Genomic DNA, 18,562 nt, shown 5'->3' with positions numbered 1-18,562 from the left:
CAGCAGGCATTTACGATTGCGCCGATCAGCCGCGCAGCAGCGGGACGATATCCACCGGCTGGCCATTGCGGCGCAGCTCTACAGTGACGGATGCGGCGGATGGTGCCGCGACCCCCACAGGCGTTCCCGCCCTTACGCTGTCGCCGACCGCGACCGACAGCCGGTGAAGGCTGGTGATGAGCGTCGTCCAGCCCTGGCCATGATCAATGATGAGAATCTGCCCGAAGCCGCGATAATAATCGGCAAAGGCGATGCGGCCCGATGTCGGGGCGACCACCTGCGCGCCTGGCTGCGTCGCAAGCGTCAGGCCTCGCGCGCGCAATCCGCTGGGCGCCAGTTCGCCAAAGCCGGTGACGAGTTGCCCCACGACCGGCAGGCGATAGGCGGGCAGGCGGGCCTGCGCCGGAGGGGTATCGGCGCGGGGCGTACCGGCCCGCATCGGCTGAACAGGGCGGGGCACAGGACCGGGCAGTTGCGCCAGCCGCGCGCGCACGACGCCTGCCTCCTCCAGCCGGTCCATGAGATCGACGATGTCGCGCGCCTGCTCCCCCAGCGCGATGGCGCGGTCCGCCTCCAGCGCGGCACTCGACCGGAAGCCGCGCGAGGCCATTCGCCGGGCGCTTTCCAGCCGTCGCAGATCGCCCTGCCGCACCGCCAGCTGCGTCCGGCTGTCCTCCAGCGCCTTCGCTGCCCGCTCCGCATCGCGACGCAGCGCGCGGCTGCGCGTCAGCTCCGCGCGGAGGCCCGCGGTACGCTGGCGGATGACAGGCAGCACCGCGTCGAGCACCAGCCGCATATGGACGGCATCGCTGACCGATCCGGGTTGCGCGATCGCGAGCGCGGCCGGGCGACGCGCCAGCATCTGCAAGGCGGCCGTCAGGCGCACGATCGGCTGCTGCCGTGCCGCAAGACGCCGGGCCTGCACGCGTTGCAGCCGGGCGATGACGGCAACGCGCAGTTGCGCAGCCTGAATATCGGCTTCGGATTGCTGGATGCGCGCGGCAAGCGCGGCGGCGCGACGGCTGGCGCGGTCAGCCTCCTGCGTGGCAGCGTTCGCCTGCGCCTCCAGCCGGGCCGAACGCGCCGCGGCTTGCGCCGCCTGACGCCGGGCCGCCTCCAGCGCCTGTCTTTCCTGCCGCAGGCTGGTGGCCGCGGTGCCGGGCAGCACGACGTCCTGCGCCCCGCCCTGCCCCGCGACGATGCAGCAGGCCAGTGCCAGCATCGCCCCCAAGGCCTTACGCATCCGCCCCCGTTTCATCGCGCTATCCTTCGCGATGATAGGGGTGGTTGGCAAGGATGCTTGTGGCGCGCCACAATTGCTCGGCCAGCATCGCCCGCGCCATCATATGCGGCCAGGTCATCGCGCCGAAGGCGATCAGCAGGTCCGCGCCATCCCGCGCGGCATCGTCAAAGCCGTCCGCCGCGCCGATCAGGAAGCGGCATTCGCGGATGCCGCCATCGCGCCATCCCTCGATCCGCCGGGCAAAGGCGAGCGAGGAAAGCGGCTGGCCCTTTTCATCCAGCATGACCGTGACGGTTCCGGGCGCTGCGGCGGGCAGCTTGCCGTCGCGATCGGGCAGTTCGGTGATGCGCGTGGGCAGCGTTACGCGCTTCAAATAGCGATCGACCAGATCGGCTTCGGGGGACCGGCCTATCTTGCCGCGAGCGATGATGTGCAGCAGCATGAGGCAGTTTCCCGGTTAGTGCCGTCCTCTGACTCCGTTCGGTTCGAGCCGGTCGAGAACGACGCGCTTGGTTCTCGACAGCTCGAACCGAACGGGGATGAGGTCGTGCTCGGCCTGAACCGAAGGAAATCAGGCCGTGCCCGCGACCGGTGCGTCCACGAAGCCCCACATGCGTTCCAGATTGTAGAAGCTGCGCACTTCGGGGCGGAACAGATGGACGATGATGTCACCCGCATCGATCAGCACCCAGTCGGCGACCGGCAATCCTTCGAGCCGCGCGCCGCGTCCCGTGGACTGCTTCACGCGTTCGGCGAGCTTCTGCGCCATGGTGGCGACCTGGCGCGACGAGCGGCCGCTGGCGATCACCATATAATCGGCGATGCTGCTTTTGCCTTCGAGCGGGATCGAGATGATGTCCTGCGCCTGGTCGTCGTCAAGCGACTGCATGACAAGGGCGTGCAGGGCGGCCACGGATTCGGTGTCGGCATAAGGGCGATCGGGGATCGCGGGATGCGGCGCCGTATCGTTGGCGGGGGTCGGTCTGGGCAATGCTGCTCCTTCAAATAATCAATGCGCGCGTGAGCGGATCGCGCACGCGGAGGGTTGTAAACTCGCGATGCCAGAGGGGGTCCGCCTGCCGCAGCAGGGTTGCCGATCTTGGATCAGGGCGAAAGCGCAACAGCACAAGCGCCGGCGGTCTCCAGTCCGTCCAGTGTCTGCTCTGGCACGCGGGCCGGACGAAGCGCCGCAGCCATGCCATGGCCAAAGAGCCATTTGCTCTCATAGCATAGCCCGGTCGGGCGATGACGGCAATGGTCATGATGCGCGCTATGCCGCGCCAGTCCCTCCACGCGCCGAACTGGCGCAGATTGTCGCCGCCCATCAGCCAGACGAAATCATGCTTGGGATAGCGCCGCACCAGCGCCCGCAACGTATCGACGGTATAGCGCGTGCCAAGCTGCGCCTCGATCGCGGTCGCGCGGATCGGCGCGCGGCGCGCCTGCCGCCGGGCGCTGGCGAGGCGCGCGGGCAATGGTGCCATATCCTGCGCGGGCTTCAGCGGATTGCCCGGCGAAACCAGCCACCAGACTTCGTCCAGCCCAAGCGCGTCCTGAGCGAACAGCGATATCGCGCGATGCCCGCCATGCGCGGGGTTGAAGGAACCACCCAATATGCCGATCCGGGCCATGCCATCCGCTTTGGCAGACTGGCAGGCAGTCGGCAATCAGCGGCTTATGACATGCCACGCCACACTTGCGAGGACCGCCAACCCCAGCACCGTCACCGGACCACGCCCGAAACGGAGCATCAGGACGATCGCGCCCGCCGCCAGTGCCGCCGCCACGGGATCGAAACTCGTAACGTCGGGCATTTGCGTTCGGATGGGACCGGCGGCAAAGGGCGTGACGCGGGTGAACAGCACATGCAGCGCAAACCAGAGTGCAAGGTTCGCGATTACGCCGACCACTGCCGCCGTGACCCCGGCCAGCGCGGCGTGGAGGCGGCGCGCATGTTCCAGCCGCTCGATCCACGGCGCGAACGCGAATATCCAGATGAAGCAGGGCACGAACGTGACCCATAGGACGACGATGCTGGCAAGGATGCCCGCGACCACCGGGCTGAACGGCGCAGGCGCGTTCCATGCGCCCAGAAAGCCGACGAACTGCGTCACCAGAATGAGCGGCCCCGGCGTCGTTTCGGCAAGACCCAGCCCGTCGGCCATCTGCCCGGCGGAAAGCCAGCCCATGTCCTGCACCGCCGCCTGCGCCATATAGGCCAGCACCGCATAGGCCCCCCCGAAGGTCACCAGCGCGAGGGTGGAGAAGAAAGTCGCGATATCCGCCAATATGTGATCCGGCCCAAGCGTCGCGAAGATCAGCAGGAACGGCGCGGCCCAGAGGAGCGCGCCCTTGACGGCGGCACCCACCGACCGGGTCAGAAGCGTGCGACCCGAATCGGCCGGTGGCGATGCCGTGGCATGCGGCCCGTCGGCAGAGCCCGTCAGCAGTCCGACAAGCGCGGCGGCCGCGATGACCAGTGGAAAGGGCAAATCGAACAGGAAGAGCGCAACGAAGGCCGCGACCGCCAGCCAGTGCTGAGCTCGCGTCTTGAGCGCGCGCTTCGCAATCCGCAGCAGCGCCTGAAGCACGATGGCGATGACCGCCGCCTTCACCCCGGCCATCGCCGCCTCGAACCCCGACAGGCCGGTCGCCTGCACATAGAGCAGCGACAGCGCCAGCATCACCAGCGCGCCCGGCACGATGAACAGCAGACCCGCCGCCAGACCGCCGCGCACGCCGAACATCCGCCAGCCGATATAGGTCGCAAGCTGCTGCGCCTCCGGCCCCGGCAGCAGATGGCAGAAATTGAGGGCGCGGAGGAACGCGCCTTCCTCCACCCATTGCCGCTCGTCGATCAGTTCACGGTGCATCAGCGCGATCTGCCCGGCGGGGCCGCCAAAGCTGAGGCAACCGATACGCGTGAAGACGGACAGGAATTGGGGAAAGCTGGGCTGGACCAGTTGCATAGACATGCTCCCTGCACCCGAAGGCGCGGGCCAGCGGGCGGAAAAGAGCAACGCTTGAGCGCGCCTTCCGGCAGGAGAGACGCACTTATATGCGGGAGGTCGCTTTGCCCCGCGCCCCTACCGATATTGCGACAGGCGTGCAGGATCAAGCGCGAACCGTTCAGCGCGGGGCGGGATGAAGCTGGTCGGCGCGATATTTACCCTGCGTTTCCAGCATCCAGCCGGGATATTCCGCCGTCAGTGCGCTGACGGCATCCAGCGTTGCGATCTCCTCCGCCGTCAGAACAAGGGTGGTAGCGCCGATATTATCGGTCAACTGCTCCACCCGCTTGGCGCCCACGATCACGCTGGTCACGACCGGCCGGTGCAGCAGCCAGGCGAGCGCGATCTGCGCCACAGAGACCCCGCGCGCATCGGCGATCACGCGCATCGCATCGATCACGTCGAACGCCTTGTCCTTGTTCACGGGCGGAAAATCGAACGCGTCGCGCCGCCCATCGCCTGCGCCGTCGCGGCTGTATTTGCCGGACAGCAGGCCACCAGCGAGCGGCGACCAGACCATCAGGCCCACCTGTTCGGATTGCATCATCGGCACGAGTTCACGTTCAAGATCGCGCCCTGCGATACTGTAGTACGCCTGCACGCTTTCAAAGCGCGCCGCATTGAGACGTTCGGAAATGCCCAGCGCCTTGGCAACCGCCCAAGCCGGCCAGTTGCTGACGCCGACATAGCGGACATGCCCCTGCCGCACGAGATCGTCGAGCGCGCGGATGGTCTCCTCCATCGGCGTTGCAGCGTCCCAGCCGTGAATCTGATACAGATCGATATGATCGGTGCCCAGACGCTTCAGGCTGGCCTTCACCTGATCCATGATGTGATAGCGCGAGTTGCCCCGACTGTTGGGCCCTTCGCCCATCGGCCCGAACGCCTTCGTCGCGATGACCAGTTCCTGACGATTGAGACCCAGCGCGGTGATCGCTTCACCCAGAATCTGTTCGGAGGCACCATTGCCATAAACATTGGCGGTATCGATGAAGTTGATGCCCGCATCGACCGCTGCCTTCACGATCCCCTTGGCATCATCGAGTTGCAGGCGGCCGATATTGCCCCACATGCTGCCTTCGGCACCGCCAAAGGTCATGGTGCCAAGGCACAGTTCGGACACGAACAGGCCAGTGCGGCCAAAGCGGTTGTAGCGCATAGGGAAATCTCCGAGGGGGATGCGGGGACGCTGCCTGTCAGATAGGAAGTCAGCGCCCCATTTACACCCCGGGAGCCGTCAGGGGCGCGCCTGTCCCATGCCGCGGACCAGCCATTTGTAGGTCGTCAGCCCTTCCAGCGCGACCGGGCCGCGGGCATGCAGGCGGCCGGTCGATATGCCGATCTCCGCCCCCAGGCCGAACTCGCCACCGTCGGCAAACTGCGTGGAGGCGTTCCACATGACGATGGCGCTATCGACGGCATTGAGGAAGCGTTCCGCGCGCTCGCCATCCTGCGTGATGATCGCGTCGGTATGGTGGCTGCCATGTGCGGCGATGTGATCGAGCGCGTCATCCAGGCCATCGACCATGCGGACGGAGACGATGGCGTCGAGATATTCGGTGTCCCAATCCTCTTCGCGCGCCGCCGTCACCCGATTGTCGAGCGCCTGCACATCGGCATCGCCGCGCACCGCGCATCCGGCGTCGAGCAGCGCCGCGACCACCCGCGCCGCCGCCGGAAAGGCGCGGTCGATCAGCACGGTTTCGGTGGCGCCGCAGATGCCGGTGCGCCGCATCTTCGCATTGACGACCAGCGCGCAAGCCATGTCGGCATCGGCAGCGGCATCGACATAGCTGTGGTTGATGCCGTCAAGATGCGCGAGCACGGGAACGCGCGCTTCCTCCTGCACGCGGGCGACCAGGCTCTTGCCGCCGCGCGGAATGATGAGATCGACGAACTGCGCCGCCTTGAGCAGCGCGCCGACCGCCGCGCGATCGGTCGTCGGCACGATCTGTACCGCATCGGCAGGCAGGCCCGCCGCGACGATGCCCGAAAGCATGGCGGCGTGAATCGCGCGATTGCTCTCGACCGCTTCGCTGCCGCCGCGCAGGATGACGGCATTGCCCGCGCGCAGGCAGAGCGCAGCCGCGTCGGCCGTCACATTCGGGCGGCTTTCATAAATGATGCCGATCACGCCGAGCGGCACGCGCACCCGTTCCAGCACCAGCCCGTTGGGCCGTTCGCTGCGATCAATGATGCTGCCGAGCGGATTGGGGAGGCTTGCGACCTGATCGACGCCGTCGGCGGTGGCGGCAATGCGGCCTGCGTCCAGCCGAAGCCGGTCGAGCATCGCGGGCGACAGGCCGTTGGCGGCGGCATTTTCCATGTCGCGCGCATTGGCTGCGGCAATCGCCGGGGCGGCATCGCGCAGGGCCTGTGCGGCAAGCGTCAGCGCCTGCGCCTTTTGTGCGTCGCTGACCTGGGCCAGCAGCGCGGACGCCTTGCGCGCGCGCGCGCCAAGGTTGGCGATCAGCATTTCGGGAGTCTGGGTCAGATCGTTCATGATGCGCTGCCTATCATGAAAAAGGGCCGCAGGAAAAGTCTCGCAACAGCGGTGTAGTGTAACAATAAAGCCGTTGCCAAGCCTCCGCCGCATGATAGGTTTTGGCCATGTCGGGGGAAATCGAGGCAGCAGGCGACGCACTGACCGGCGGGGTCATCGCGGGCGCTGTGGAACGGGAAAGCCGCGACGGAGCGCACGGCAAGAGCGCGCAGGGCCATGGGGCCTGCGCCAATTGCGGCGCGGCACTTACCGGGACCTTTTGCGCGCAGTGCGGGCAGGCCGCGCATCTCCATCGCAGCCTGGGGTCGCTGGGCCACGACATATTGCATGGCGTCTTCCATTTCGAGGGGAAGATCTGGCGGACCTTGCCCGAGCTGGTTTTTCGCCCCGGCCGCCTGACGCGTCGCTACATCGACGGGCAACGGGCCAGTTTCGTCTCGCCGATGGCGCTGTTTCTCTTCTGCGTGTTCCTGACTTTCGCGGTCTTTTCCTATACCGGCGGCGCCTTGCTCAACACCGGATCGAACAGCACCGGCGACATGAAAAGCGGCCTTCAGAAGGAGGTCAAGGTCGCCGACGAGCGGCTGAAGACGATCGACCGCTTGCAACGCAGCCCGGCGACAAGCAAGGATACGCAGGCAAAACTGACAAAGGAACGTGCCGAGCTTACGGACGAGAAGCGCCGTCTGGAGCTTTTGCTGGCCGGAGACATGAACGGCCTCATCCAGACGAAAAGCAGCGGCGAAGTCCTGAAAGCCGACAATTTCCAGGTCGAGCTGGGCAATGAACAGCTGAATACGGCCGTCAAGAACGGACTCCTGAAAGCCAGCAGCAACCCGAGCCTGCTGATCTACAAGCTCAAGTCCAATGGCTATAAATATAGTTGGGCGCTCATTCCGCTCAGCATCCCGTTCCTGTGGTTGCTGTTTTTCTGGCGACGGGACATCCACCTGTATGACCATGCCATTTTCGCGACTTATTCGATCAGCTTCATGCTGCTGCTGATCGTGGCGACGACGTTGGTCATCGTGCTCGGCGTACCATCGGGCACGGCCACGTTCGCGCTGATCGTGCTGCCGCCCATCCATATGTACAAGCAGTTGCGCGGCACTTATGCCCTTTCGCGGACGGGCGCGGCGGTGCGCCTGTTCTTCCTCCTCAACTTCACTTTCATCGTGCTCGCGATCTTCGCAGTCCTGCTCGTGCTGCTGGGGCTGACCGGCTAGGCTGGCGGAAAACCCGCACCTTGTTCGTCCATCATGGGGAGCGTGAAGGAGTGTCCATGCTGCATGAGACCAGTCGCCGCCGCTTGCTGACCGGCGGCCTTGCCACTCTGGCGGGCCTGCCCTTTGGCGGCGTCGGCCGGGCATCGACGCTGTTCGATCCCGTACCGCCCCTCATCCCCATCCGCGCGCTGCCCGACCGGATATTTCGCACCACCGTCTGCCTGCGCCCCTTCCGCGCGGCGGGACCACGCATCGAAAGCGAGCGGGTGGGCCGCAAGCTGGTCGTCCATAACTATGGCCATGGCGGCAGCGGCTGGTCGCTGTCCTGGGGTTCGGCCGAAGTCGCCGTGCGCCTGGCGATGCAGGCAGGCGACAGGGACATTGCGGTGATCGGCGCGGGCGCATTGGGCCTGACCGCGGCGCTAACGGCGCAGCGCGCAGGCGCGCGTGTCACCATCTATACGAAGGATCAGTTCCCCAATGTCCGCTCCGCCTGGGCAACGGGCACATGGTCGCCCGATTCGCGCGTCGCCATGGCCAATGCCGTTGATGCCGGTTTTGCGGACCGGTGGGAGGCGATGACGCGGCGGTCCTTCGCGACGTTCCAGAGCTATCTGGGCGCGCCCGGCGATCCGGTCGAATGGACCGACCGCTACACCGTGTCGGACCTGCCGCCCGAACAGGCGCGCGGCTTCTATCGCGCGCAGGAAGTCACCGGCTTTCTGCACATGGGCGATCGGATCGCGGACATCAGCCCGCGCAGCCAGCTCCTGCCGCCCGGCAGCCACCCTTTCCCCACGCCAACGGTCATGCGCAACAGCGGCATGAGCTTCAACATCGCCATGCTCGCCCGTCAGTTGACCGCAGATTTTCTGATGGCGGGCGGGCGGATCGAGCCGGTGACTTTTTTCAGCCCGACCGAATTGACGCGCCTGAAGCAGAAGACGATCATCAACTGCACCGGCTATGGCGCACGCGCCTTGTGGGCGGACGAGAGCATCGTGCCGGTGCGCGGCCAGATCGCCTGGCTGATCCCGCAGGCTGGCGTCACTTATGGCCTCAACTACAAGAGCGTGAGCGTGCTCGCGCGCCGCGACGGCATCGTCGTGCAGGACATGGGGCCGAACGACGGCTTCGGCTTCAACGACACGAACGAGACGGTGGACATCGGCGCGGCGTTCGCGTCGGTGGCGTTGCTCGCAGAACTCTACGAACGGCCGGTGCCTGCCGTCAGTCCGCGAACGGATCCCTGACCAATATCGTGTCGTCCCGCTGCGGCGACGTCGACACCAAGGTTACGGGGCAGCCTATCAGCTCTTCTATCCGGCGGATATATTTGATCGCCTGGGCCGGAAGCTCGGCCCAGCTTCGTGCGCCCGCCGTGGTGTCGTGCCAGCCCTCGATGCTTTCGTAGACCGGGACGGCGCGCGCCTGATCCTGGCTGTGTGCGGGCAGATAGTCATAATGCGTGTCGCCGATGCGATAGCCGGTGCAGATGTTGAGCGTATCGAATCCGTCGAGCACGTCGAGCTTCGTCAGCGCGATGCCGGTGATGCCGGACACGGCGACCGACTGTCGCACCAGCACGGCATCGAACCAGCCGCAGCGACGCTTGCGGCCCGTCACGGTTCCAAACTCATGCCCGCGCTCGCCCAGCCGCTGGCCGGTCTCGTCCTCCAGCTCGGTCGGAAACGGGCCTGAGCCGACACGCGTGGTATAGGCCTTCACGATGCCCAGCACGAAGCCCGCCGCCGACGGGCCGAGGCCCGATCCGCCCGCCGCGGTTCCGGCGATCGTGTTCGACGAAGTGACGAAGGGATAGGTGCCGTGATCGACATCGAGCAGCACCCCCTGCGCCCCTTCGAACAATATGCGCTTGCCCTGTGCCTTCGCAGTGTTGAGCGTCAGCCAGACCGGCCGGGCATAAGGAAGAATGAAATCGGCCACTTCGCGCAGCTGCGCCATCAGTGCGTCGCGATCGATCGGCGCTTCGCCAAAGCCCGCGCGCAACGCATCGTGATGCGCCGTCAGCCGATCGATCTGCGGGCCAAGATCGTCCAGATGCGCCAAGTCGCACACGCGGATCGCGCGACGGCCCACCTTGTCCTCATAGGCGGGGCCGATGCCGCGCCGGGTCGTGCCGATCTTACCCGCGCCGCTCGCATCCTCGCGCAGCCCGTCGAGATCGCGATGCAGGGGCAGGATGAGCGGGCAGGTTTCGGCGATCTGGAGATTGTCCGGCGTGATGACGACGCCCTGTCCGGCCAGTTTCGCCACTTCATCCCGGAAATGCCACGGATCGAGCACCACACCGTTGCCGATGACCGACAGCGTACCGCGCACGATGCCCGAAGGGAGCAGCGAGAGCTTGTACACATTCTCGCCCACTACCAGCGTATGTCCGGCATTATGGCCGCCCTGAAAGCGCACGACGACATCGGCGCGCTCGGCCAGCCAGTCGACGATCTTGCCCTTGCCCTCATCGCCCCATTGGGCACCGATCACGGTCACATTGGCCACTTGCAGTTCCTTAAGGTGGAATCCTGCCAGGGCAGGAAAAGACCCGGCCCCTCTAGGGTTCAAAAGCCGACATCGCAATGCTCTGCGCAACGCTGCCCCATTGCCGGCTTTGCATCCGGGCGACGAAGCTGGAATATCGGCAAGCCCGACCCAGATGCCAGACACAAAGGATCACCGCATGCTGCCCGTTGCCCTGCTGATCGGATCGAACATCATGATGACGATTGCCTGGTACTGGCATCTGAAAGGCGGCGCGGGAAAACCGCTGATCGCCGTTATCCTGATAAGCTGGGGGATCGCCCTGTTCGAATATTGTCTGGCGGTGCCCGCCAACCGCATCGGCTATGCGCAGGGATGGAGCGGCGCACAGCTCAAGATCACGCAGGAGGCGATCACGCTGATCGTGTTTGCCGGGTTCATGGTCGCGGTGCTGGGCGAGCCGCTGGGATGGCGGCACTGCGCCGCCTTCGCGTGCATCATGGCGGCGGTGGCGTTTTTGTTCGTCGGGAAGTGAATCACTATTCCGGTCAGGGCTTCCCCTCTCGCCGCGCCGCCAGATCCCGTACGCGATTGGGATCGGGCATGCCCTTTATCGCGATTTCGGCATAATCGCCCGCGCTGAAAATCTCGACATTGCCGATGCCGAACATCCGCTGGAACACGCTTTGCGTCACGCGCACGGTGCGAACGGAAGCGAGCGAAAGCTGCGTACGCTGTTTGGAAAGCAGGCCGCGTTCCAGCAATATTTCGCTGTCGCTGACGGCCAACCGCTCGCTGATGCTTTTCAGCCACCAGATGACAAGGCCGGGGATGCCGATGACGGACACCAGCAGCAGGATGAACAGCAACGGATTGCTGCGAAACATCGCCGGATGCCGATCATAGAGCCAGTTTTCCGTTGCCGTCATGCATTCCCCCCGGCGATGTCGTTGCAGCTAGCCATCTTGCGCCTTGTGCCGCAACCATTGGGCCGGGCGCAAGAGACGTCTAAAGTGCGGCGGGCGGACATCCCCTGCCCGCCCGCCCGGTAGACCGCAAACTCAGCGGCAGCGGACATTACCGCGATCGATTTCCCGACCCAGCAACGCGCCACCGCCTGCGCCGAGCAAGGTGCCCAGCAGGCTGGAATTGCCGTTGTCGATCCGATTGCCGAGCAGACCGCCGACCGCCGCGCCGATGATGAGGCCAGTGGTGCCATCCTGGCGGCGGCAATAATAGCGACCGTCGCCGCCGCGATAGATGCGGGCGTTGCGGTTCTGCCAGCCCTGTCCCTGCGCCATGGCGGGAACGGCGGTCAGGCTGGTGGCGGCCATTGTGATGGCCAGCAGAAATCTTTTCATGATGTGTCTCCTCATTGATCCTCGATGGATGCCAAACGGGCGGTGCGACCAGTGGTTGCATGAACGCAACATAACCGGGCGGACGGGCGGCGTTCATCTTGCCGCTGGAGGCCTGTGAGGCGGACACAAGAGCGTGGAACAGGCCGGGGCGGCGGGGCGTTTCTCCGCCATGATCCCCGCTGAAAGGACCGTCCGATGACCGCGCCGCGCGATATGCCTCCCCCCACCGACATATCCGACCCCGACAACAGCGAGCAGCGCGACGACGGACAGGCGCAGGATGTCGCCGCCGACGCGCTGCATCGCGGCACCGAGCCGGGTGGCGAGACCGAGCGCGGCGGCGGCGATGACCGCGGCGCAGTAATGCCCGACGACACGCCCGACCTGGTCGACACCATGAACGCGATGGTCCGCAGCGGCCGTATCGACAACGGCGCCTTTGCCGGCGAGCCGATGATGGACGACGAGGAAGACATATTGGGCGACACGGACGATGATGAGGATGATTGAGGGGCCCACATTACCCTTAGGCGATGCCGCTGCCGCACCGCTCCTTTGCCCCGAAGGGCGCGGTGCGGACGATCATGAAGTTGCGGAAGTTGCGGCGTTGTAAACCGGAGAAATCGGGGCTTTTCTATTTTCTGAGTTAGCGTTGAGGCAAGTTCAAGAAGATATCTATGCAGTCATATCGATGATTGACGAAGGTAGGCCGATCAGAATGAGAGGGCATGGGTTACCTACACCGCGTGCGACGCGATCCTGCAATTTCAACCAATGCGTTGTTGCCTGACCGAACTTGTCAGAAGTGAACTTTTTCGACCAGGCCTTTGCGAAGGAGATGCCGCGTGCCATGTCGCTCTCAATCTGTCGCCTCTGCGGCACAGTCGGTGATCCGGCTCCGAAATCCATCAAAGCCGTGAAATCTTGAATCGCGCGGTTGACAGCAAATCTTTCAACCTTTTCGCGCATCGTCGCCTGCATTTCAGACCCGCGCGTAATGATCGCGCCTACACTGATTGCACCTTCGGCGTGGAGCCGTTTGAAGTTTTCGAGGTCCCGATCAAAGAAGGGATCCTTGTTGTTCCATTCGATTTCCAGAGCGAAGGTGCCGTTATCCGCACGGCGAACGTGATCGATCTCATGGCTTATAGATTCCTTCGCCACGCCGTCGACTGTCTTGGTCAACTCAAACTTGTGCTTTCTCCAATGCAAATCTGCGAGACCTCGACGCAAACGTTGCGTCATTTTTGCCTCGCCACCGCCCCCACCGATTATTTCCGTCATCGGCAGGGAAATACCCAGAAGCGCATTTTCAAGTTCCCCGACCAGATCCGGAAAATCATGCAGAACTATCGCTTCGGCATGATTGGTGCACAGTACTTCAAAGCCGTTATCGACAAGACGCTCAAACATCATTCAGCGGCGATAGCACTGTTGTAGCTGTACGTGTCCCATGTGGGTTTGTAATCATCGTCAGCCTGATTGCCCCACACTGTCCAGCCCTTGCGCGCGCCGCGACTGAACATTTCGAGGCGTGGCCCCCAGGAACAGGCTTCGATGATGTCATATTGCTCGTCAGGTTTGCGACTGTGCTCACGCTTTCGAGTTTGCATCATGTTGACCTGACTACGACCCGGATCGAGCGTGCGGGCGTTTTTCCCCCGAACGCCGAACAGCAGCAACTCCGTAACATTACGGAAATAGAAACCGACGCCACGACCATCCGAGCCCCCATCCTTTCGGACCTTGTGCCAGACGATATTGGATATGTAGCGATAGCCCCAGGCGTCCATTACTTTCAGCCCCTCGGGCAGAAGTGCGTTAGGTACCCAAAGATATAGATGCGAAGGATCAGCCGCGATGTCTCCCACAGGAAGCGCGCAGATGTCATCCAGCGTCATGGTGCCATAGCGATTGAGGCGCTTGTGCTCTGGCGCGACCTTCCCGGTGCGATTCTGGAACTGCCACGGAGGATCGGCGAGAATGGTGCCGAAACGCTGTCCCCGCGCTGTAGAAAGCAAATCTATATGAGCGTCCAGAGGATCAGGTGATGAGAACATATAGGGATCTTGAACACGTCTCGATCTACAGTCAAGATAATTAAGGTAACTCTGCTACCTTCTTAAGCTCGGCTACCAAACCCTGCTCACCGTTCAGCAGAAATAGTTCGACACGCAATCGGCGACGGCCTTGGTCATCGTCCGCAATCTGTTTCGAGCTACCTATCAACGAAAATTGATCTACGTCTCCAAAAACACTCTCAATGTTTTGATCATGTCTCGTGATTTGCAGCTTCATTTGCCATACTGCGTTGGAGGTAGGTTCAATTTCTCCAACGTAAAAATAGCCGCTGTCTCCGCCAAAAATCTTACCGCTTTCGATGACAGCTACACCACCGTTCAGATCAGCCGTGGGGTCATTTGGTTCGAGAAAGCGGACAATCCAAAGGCCCTCAAGCACTTCTGTTTCTCCCGAGTCGCTCACTCACTCCGCCGCGATCCCTGCTGCCTTGAACATGTCGTCGCCCTGGTCGTTGGCTTCCACGGTGTCGATTGCCCTGATTTTCATGCGGCGGTCGAAGCTGTTCCACACTTCGTTCCAGTTGCCGCGAGTCGCACCCTTCGAATATTCCGTCGCACGGGTTTCGAAGAAATTGGCGTGCTCCACGCCGTTCAGCAGCGGGGCGAGCCAGGGGAGCGGGTGATCCTCGATCATGTAGATCGGCTGGAAGCCCAGTTGCCCCAGCCGCCAGTCGGCGATGAAGCGGATGTACCGCTTGATTTCCTTGGCGGTCATGCCGGGCACCGGCCCCATTTCGAAGGCGAGATCGATGAAGGCATCCTCCAGTCGCACGGTCTTCTGGCAGCAGTCGATGATGTCCTCCCGCACGGCCCGCGTCAGGCAGTCGCGTTCCCGCACGAAGGTGTGGAACATCTTGACGATACCTTCGCAATGCAGCGTCTCGTCGCGGATCGACCAGGTGACGATCTGCCCCATGCCCTTCATCTTGTTGAAGCGGGGGAAGTTCATCAGCATCGCGAAGCTGGCGAACAGCTGCAACCCTTCGGTGAAGCCGCCGAACATGGCGAGCGTGCGGGCAATATCCTCGTCGCTGTCGACACCGAATTGCTGCATATAATCATGCTTGTCGCGCATTTCCTGATATTCGAGGAACGCGCCATATTCGCTTTCGGGCATGCCGATGGTGTCGAGCAGATGGCTGTAGGCGGCGATATGGATCGTTTCCATATTGCTGAACGCGGTCAGCATCATCTTGACTTCGGTCGGCTTGAACACGCGGCCATATTTGTCGTGATAGCAATCCTGCACCTCGACATCGGCCTGGGTGAAGAAGCGGAAAATCTGCGTGAGCAGGTTGCGCTCATGATCGGACAGCTTCTGCGCCCAGTCGCGACAATCCTCGCCCAGCGGCACTTCCTCGGGCATCCAGTGGATCTGCTGCTGCCGCTTCCAGAACTCGAACGCCCAGGGATATTCGAAGGGCTTGTACTGCTTGGAGGCTTGAAGAAGGGACATGGGTTACTCCGTAATGCAGAAATTATTGAAAACAGCCGTCGCGCCGCTCATTGCCCGCGCAGCCGCAGCCGGTCGGGCGGCACCGGGCCGAAAATCACCGTTTCGAGTTGCTGGACGCGCCGGTCGTGCCCGGCGATATCCTGCTGCGCCTCGCGCATGTCGCGTTCCAGATCGGATACGCGATGTTCGAGCAGGACGACCTGGCGGAGCGCGGACAGCGTATCATTGAGCCAGCTCATGCCAGATCCGCCTGTCTGGCATCAGTTTTCCTGGCATCCGCTTTTCCATACGCCGGTTGCGGCTTCGCATGCAGGGCACCGGCGCGCAGCGCGTCAATCCAGTCCCAGTCGATGCGCGGATCGGCCCAAACGTCCTTTTGCAGCTTTTCGCGATATTCGTCCGAACGGAGATAGGCCATCTCTTCCCGGTGCCGCGCGCTGTTGACTTCGATACGGTCGAATGTCGCATGCATGCGCGCCACTGCCGCCGTCACCTGCGGCAACAGCACATCCAGCTCGGCGCGCGCCGCCGCCTCGTCCGGGTCATAATCCAGCGCCGCCCGACGGACCAGTTCGCTGACCGATATGCCCAGCACATCGGCGCGCGCGTTGATCGCCGCCTTGTCCGACGGGCTGATAAGCAAGGTGAGACGGTCGGTTTTCATACGGGCCTCCATATGAACATTAACATAAGCATGCTAATGTTTACTGGCAAGCCAGACATTCGTCGTAATCCGTGGTTTCCCCGGCGTTCAGCTCGATCTTCTTGAGGTCGGGCGTATTGTCCGCTTCCACGCCGCCCGCAAAGCCCGCACGCTGCACCGATTTGGAGCGGAGATAATAGAGCGACTTGATGCCCAGTTCCCATGCGCGGAAATGGAGCATCAGCAAGTCCCATTTCTCGACGTCCGCGGGGATGAACAGATTGAGCGACTGCGCCTGATCGATATAGGGCGTCCGGTCGGCCGCCAGTTCGAGCAGCCACCGCTGATCAATCTCGAAACTGGTCTTGAACACGTCCTTCTCGTCCTGGCTCAGGAAGTCGAGATGCTGGATCGATCCGCCATTTTCCAGGATCGTGTTCCAGACGTTGGTCGAGTCCTTGCTCTTGTCGCGCAGCAGCTTTTCCAGATAGGGATTCTTGATCGAGAAGCTGCCCGACAGCGTCTTGTGCGTGTAGATATTGGCCGGGATCGGCTCGATACAGGCCGAGGTGCCGCCGCAGATGATGCTGATCGATGCGGTGGGCGCGATCGCCATCTTGCAACTGAACCGCTCCATCACACCCATGTCGGCGGCGTCCGGGCACGGCCCGCGCTCCTGCGCCAGCATCATCGAGGCTTCATTGACCTGCGCGTTGATGTGCTTGAAGATCTTGAGGTTCCAGCTTTTCGCCATCGCGCTTTCGAACGGAATCATCCGCGCCTGAAGGAAGCTGTGATAGCCCATGACGCCCAGGCCGACCGAGCGTTCGCGGCTGGCGCTGTATTTGGCGCGCGCCATTTCGGGCGGGGCGCGATCGATATAATCCTGCAGCACATTGTCGAGGAAGCGCATCACATCTTCCACGAACTGCTTGTCGCCGTTCCATTCGTCCCAGGTTTCCAGGTTGAGCGAAGAGAGGCAGCAGACCGCCGTGCGATCATTGCCCAGATGGTCGCGCCCGGTGGGCAGCGTGATTTCCGAACAGAGGTTCGATGTCGAGACCTTGAGGCCCAGATCGCGGTGATGCTTGGGCATCGAGCGGTTCACCTGATCGGCGAAGATGATGTACGGCTCACCGGTGGCAAGGCGCGTCTCGACGAGTTTCTGGAACAGCGCGCGCGCGTCCACGGTGGCGCGGATCGACTGATCCTTCGGGCTGCGCAGCGGAAACTCCGCCCCGTCGCGCACTGCCTCCATGAAGGCGTCGGTCAGGAGGACGCCGTGATGCAGGTTCAGCGCCTTGCGGTTGAAGTCTCCGCTCGCCTTGCGGATTTCGAGGAACTCCTCGATTTCCGGATGGCTGATGTCGAGATAACAGGCGGCGGACCCGCGCCGCAGAGACCCTTGCGAAATGGCGAGGGTGAGCGAATCCATCACGCGGACGAAGGGAATGATGCCGCTGGTCTTGCCGTTGAGGCCGACCGGCTCCCCGATGCCGCGCACATTGCCCCAATAGGTGCCGATGCCGCCGCCGCGCGAGGCGAGCCAGACATTCTCGTTCCAGGTGTTGACGATGCCTTCCAGGCTGTCGTCCACGCTGTTGAGATAGCAGGAGATGGGCAGGCCGCGGCCCGTGCCGCCGTTCGACAGAACGGGCGTCGCGGGCATGAACCACAGGCGCGAGACATAGTCGTAGACGCGCTGCGCATGATCGGCATCGTCCGCATAGGCGGCTGCGACGCGCGCGAACAGATCCTGATAGCTTTCGCCGGGCAACAGATAGCGGTCGCGCAGGGTTTCCTTGCCGAACTCGGTCAGGAGCGCATCGCGCGACGCGTCGGTCGTGACCGGGAAGCGTCGCGCCTGAATGGCATGGGAGGACAGCGGCGACGACGCAGGCGCCTCCGACTTGGGCATGTCGCCCTGCGGCCGGTCAGCCTTGGGCGCGGCCACGGCGGCGCTTGCCGCAGCGGCCTGTACCAGATCTTCCATTATTGTTGCCACGTCGCCTGCACCTGTATCCTGACTGTCCCGAAAATCCATCGCCCGCCTTGCCTCTCAATGTTCACGTTCCGTTCGATTCGGTCAAGAGCGACGGGCCAAGCGCCCATCATAGCATGATCCATCTCGAACAGGGACGGGGAAGACCCGCCAGACGCCACCGGAAAAAGCGAAAACCGCTCTATCCGCCGAATCGCCCCGGCGCGACCAAACACTATCTATAGGGTGACCCCCGTCGTCCCTGATACAAGGGATAGTGCCACAGCCGCGCCGGACCGCAAGAGGGTAAATGACATTTTAGGGACTCGGTTCGTCGCGCCGCTGATTCGTTTCGTCGCTGGAATCTCTCGCTTTATCGGCGCGACGCGCGGACTTTCCTCGCCTCCGCAAAAGGCAAGAGCGACTGCGCGAAAAGAAAATAAATAGCGGTTGACGCGGAATTGGGGCGGCAGAGGTTGTGGTCTCCCCTCCCCTTCAGGGGAGGGGCCGGGGGTGGGGGATGGAAGCGATCGCCAACAGCGTAAGCGGTAACGGACA

General features: G+C 63.3%; 21 protein-coding genes. 4 read left to right on the top strand and 17 right to left on the bottom strand.

Annotated features, from left to right (window positions below):
* Window positions 1-25: 25 nt before the first annotated feature.
* The 7 genes from ENE74_RS06295 to ENE74_RS06265 form a co-directional block, all read right to left on the bottom strand.
* On the bottom strand, window positions 26-1,243 hold the full coding sequence (locus ENE74_RS06295; protein WP_241241860.1) for a murein hydrolase activator EnvC family protein: 1,218 nt from the start codon (window positions 1,241-1,243) through the stop codon (window positions 26-28).
* A gap of 19 nt (window positions 1,244-1,262) precedes the next feature.
* Window positions 1,263-1,685 carry a 23S rRNA (pseudouridine(1915)-N(3))-methyltransferase RlmH gene (locus ENE74_RS06290; protein WP_127689955.1) on the bottom strand — a complete coding sequence of 141 codons (423 nt, stop codon included), beginning with the start codon at window positions 1,683-1,685 and terminating at the stop codon, window positions 1,263-1,265.
* 129 nt (window positions 1,686-1,814) lie between these two features.
* Entirely contained in the window at window positions 1,815-2,234 is a 420-nt protein-coding gene (rsfS, locus tag ENE74_RS06285; RefSeq protein ID WP_420902565.1) for a ribosome silencing factor, read from the bottom strand.
* 10 nt (window positions 2,235-2,244) lie between these two features.
* Window positions 2,245-2,874, bottom strand: coding sequence for a nicotinate-nucleotide adenylyltransferase (locus ENE74_RS06280; RefSeq protein WP_127689953.1), 630 nt, complete (start codon window positions 2,872-2,874; stop codon window positions 2,245-2,247).
* Between the two features lie 36 nt (window positions 2,875-2,910).
* Window positions 2,911-4,218: a chromate efflux transporter gene (gene chrA / locus ENE74_RS06275; RefSeq protein ID WP_127689951.1), complete on the bottom strand. Its 1,308-nt coding sequence runs from the start codon at window positions 4,216-4,218 to the stop codon at window positions 2,911-2,913.
* 154 nt (window positions 4,219-4,372) lie between these two features.
* Window positions 4,373-5,413 (bottom strand): aldo/keto reductase, encoded by a 1,041-nt coding sequence (locus ENE74_RS06270; RefSeq protein ID WP_127689949.1) that lies wholly within the window; start codon window positions 5,411-5,413, stop codon window positions 4,373-4,375.
* A gap of 78 nt (window positions 5,414-5,491) precedes the next feature.
* Window positions 5,492-6,757 (bottom strand): glutamate-5-semialdehyde dehydrogenase, encoded by a 1,266-nt coding sequence (locus ENE74_RS06265; protein ID WP_127689947.1) that lies wholly within the window; start codon window positions 6,755-6,757, stop codon window positions 5,492-5,494.
* Between the two features lie 107 nt (window positions 6,758-6,864).
* Between ENE74_RS06265 and ENE74_RS06260 the strand changes: the two genes are divergently transcribed.
* The gene (locus ENE74_RS06260) at window positions 6,865-7,983 is read left to right on the top strand and encodes a DUF3667 domain-containing protein (RefSeq protein ID WP_127689945.1); all 1,119 of its coding nucleotides are present in this window, start codon (window positions 6,865-6,867) and stop codon (window positions 7,981-7,983) included.
* 56 nt (window positions 7,984-8,039) lie between these two features.
* On the top strand, window positions 8,040-9,236 hold the full coding sequence (locus ENE74_RS06255; protein WP_127689943.1) for an FAD-dependent oxidoreductase: 1,197 nt from the start codon (window positions 8,040-8,042) through the stop codon (window positions 9,234-9,236).
* Here the strand turns inward: ENE74_RS06255 and ENE74_RS06250 are convergent.
* Window positions 9,214-10,503, bottom strand: a complete 1,290-nt coding sequence (locus tag ENE74_RS06250) for an adenylosuccinate synthase (RefSeq protein ID WP_127689941.1) — start codon at window positions 10,501-10,503, stop codon at window positions 9,214-9,216. The genes ENE74_RS06255 and ENE74_RS06250 overlap by 23 nt on opposite strands.
* Before the next feature lie 178 nt (window positions 10,504-10,681).
* On the opposite strand from ENE74_RS06250, the gene ENE74_RS06245 reads away from it, so the two are divergent.
* Window positions 10,682-11,017, top strand: coding sequence for a DMT family protein (locus tag ENE74_RS06245; RefSeq protein ID WP_127689939.1), 336 nt, complete (start codon window positions 10,682-10,684; stop codon window positions 11,015-11,017).
* A 13-nt stretch (window positions 11,018-11,030) separates the two neighbouring features.
* Here ENE74_RS06245 and ENE74_RS06240 read toward each other — a convergent pair whose 3' ends face one another.
* A complete protein-coding gene (locus ENE74_RS06240; RefSeq protein WP_206517657.1) occupies window positions 11,031-11,411 on the bottom strand; it encodes a PH domain-containing protein in 381 nt (126 codons plus the stop codon).
* Window positions 11,412-11,543: 132 nt separating this feature from the next.
* Window positions 11,544-11,843: a glycine zipper 2TM domain-containing protein gene (locus ENE74_RS06235; RefSeq protein ID WP_127689937.1), complete on the bottom strand. Its 300-nt coding sequence runs from the start codon at window positions 11,841-11,843 to the stop codon at window positions 11,544-11,546.
* 195 nt (window positions 11,844-12,038) lie between these two features.
* Here ENE74_RS06235 and ENE74_RS06230 point away from each other — a divergent pair, with 195 nt between their 5' ends.
* A complete protein-coding gene (locus tag ENE74_RS06230; RefSeq protein WP_241241859.1) occupies window positions 12,039-12,353 on the top strand; it encodes a hypothetical protein in 315 nt (104 codons plus the stop codon).
* A 165-nt stretch (window positions 12,354-12,518) separates the two neighbouring features.
* Here ENE74_RS06230 and ENE74_RS06225 read toward each other — a convergent pair whose 3' ends face one another.
* From ENE74_RS06225 to ENE74_RS06195, 7 genes are read right to left on the bottom strand one after another with little or no spacing between them, the layout of a single operon-like run.
* Window positions 12,519-13,259: a BglII/BstYI family type II restriction endonuclease gene (locus ENE74_RS06225; RefSeq protein ID WP_241241858.1), complete on the bottom strand. Its 741-nt coding sequence runs from the start codon at window positions 13,257-13,259 to the stop codon at window positions 12,519-12,521.
* Window positions 13,256-13,903 (bottom strand): MT-A70 family methyltransferase, encoded by a 648-nt coding sequence (locus ENE74_RS06220; protein ID WP_127689935.1) that lies wholly within the window; start codon window positions 13,901-13,903, stop codon window positions 13,256-13,258. The genes ENE74_RS06225 and ENE74_RS06220 overlap by 4 nt, the downstream gene beginning before the upstream one ends.
* A 40-nt stretch (window positions 13,904-13,943) precedes the next feature.
* Window positions 13,944-14,327, bottom strand: a complete 384-nt coding sequence (locus tag ENE74_RS06215) for a GrlR family regulatory protein (protein ID WP_127689933.1) — start codon at window positions 14,325-14,327, stop codon at window positions 13,944-13,946.
* The gene (locus tag ENE74_RS06210) at window positions 14,328-15,380 is read right to left on the bottom strand and encodes a ribonucleotide-diphosphate reductase subunit beta (RefSeq protein WP_127689931.1); all 1,053 of its coding nucleotides are present in this window, start codon (window positions 15,378-15,380) and stop codon (window positions 14,328-14,330) included.
* Window positions 15,381-15,427: 47 nt separating this feature from the next.
* Complete coding sequence (locus ENE74_RS06205; RefSeq protein WP_127689929.1) at window positions 15,428-15,619, bottom strand: hypothetical protein; 192 nt, start codon at window positions 15,617-15,619, stop codon at window positions 15,428-15,430.
* A complete protein-coding gene (locus ENE74_RS06200) occupies window positions 15,616-16,044 on the bottom strand; it encodes a plasmid mobilization protein (RefSeq protein ID WP_164847386.1) in 429 nt (142 codons plus the stop codon). Before ENE74_RS06200 ends, ENE74_RS06205 begins: the two co-directional genes overlap by 4 nt.
* A 40-nt stretch (window positions 16,045-16,084) precedes the next feature.
* Window positions 16,085-17,941: a ribonucleoside-diphosphate reductase subunit alpha gene (locus tag ENE74_RS06195; RefSeq protein WP_420902575.1), complete on the bottom strand. Its 1,857-nt coding sequence runs from the start codon at window positions 17,939-17,941 to the stop codon at window positions 16,085-16,087.
* Window positions 17,942-18,562: the final 621 nt, after the last annotated feature.

It is taken from the genome of Sphingobium algorifonticola, from assembly GCF_004005485.1.
Classification (GTDB): domain Bacteria; phylum Pseudomonadota; class Alphaproteobacteria; order Sphingomonadales; family Sphingomonadaceae; genus Sphingobium; species Sphingobium algorifonticola.
The sequence above is the reverse complement of the archived record's forward strand: the minus strand, read 5'-3'. Positions and strand labels throughout refer to the sequence as shown.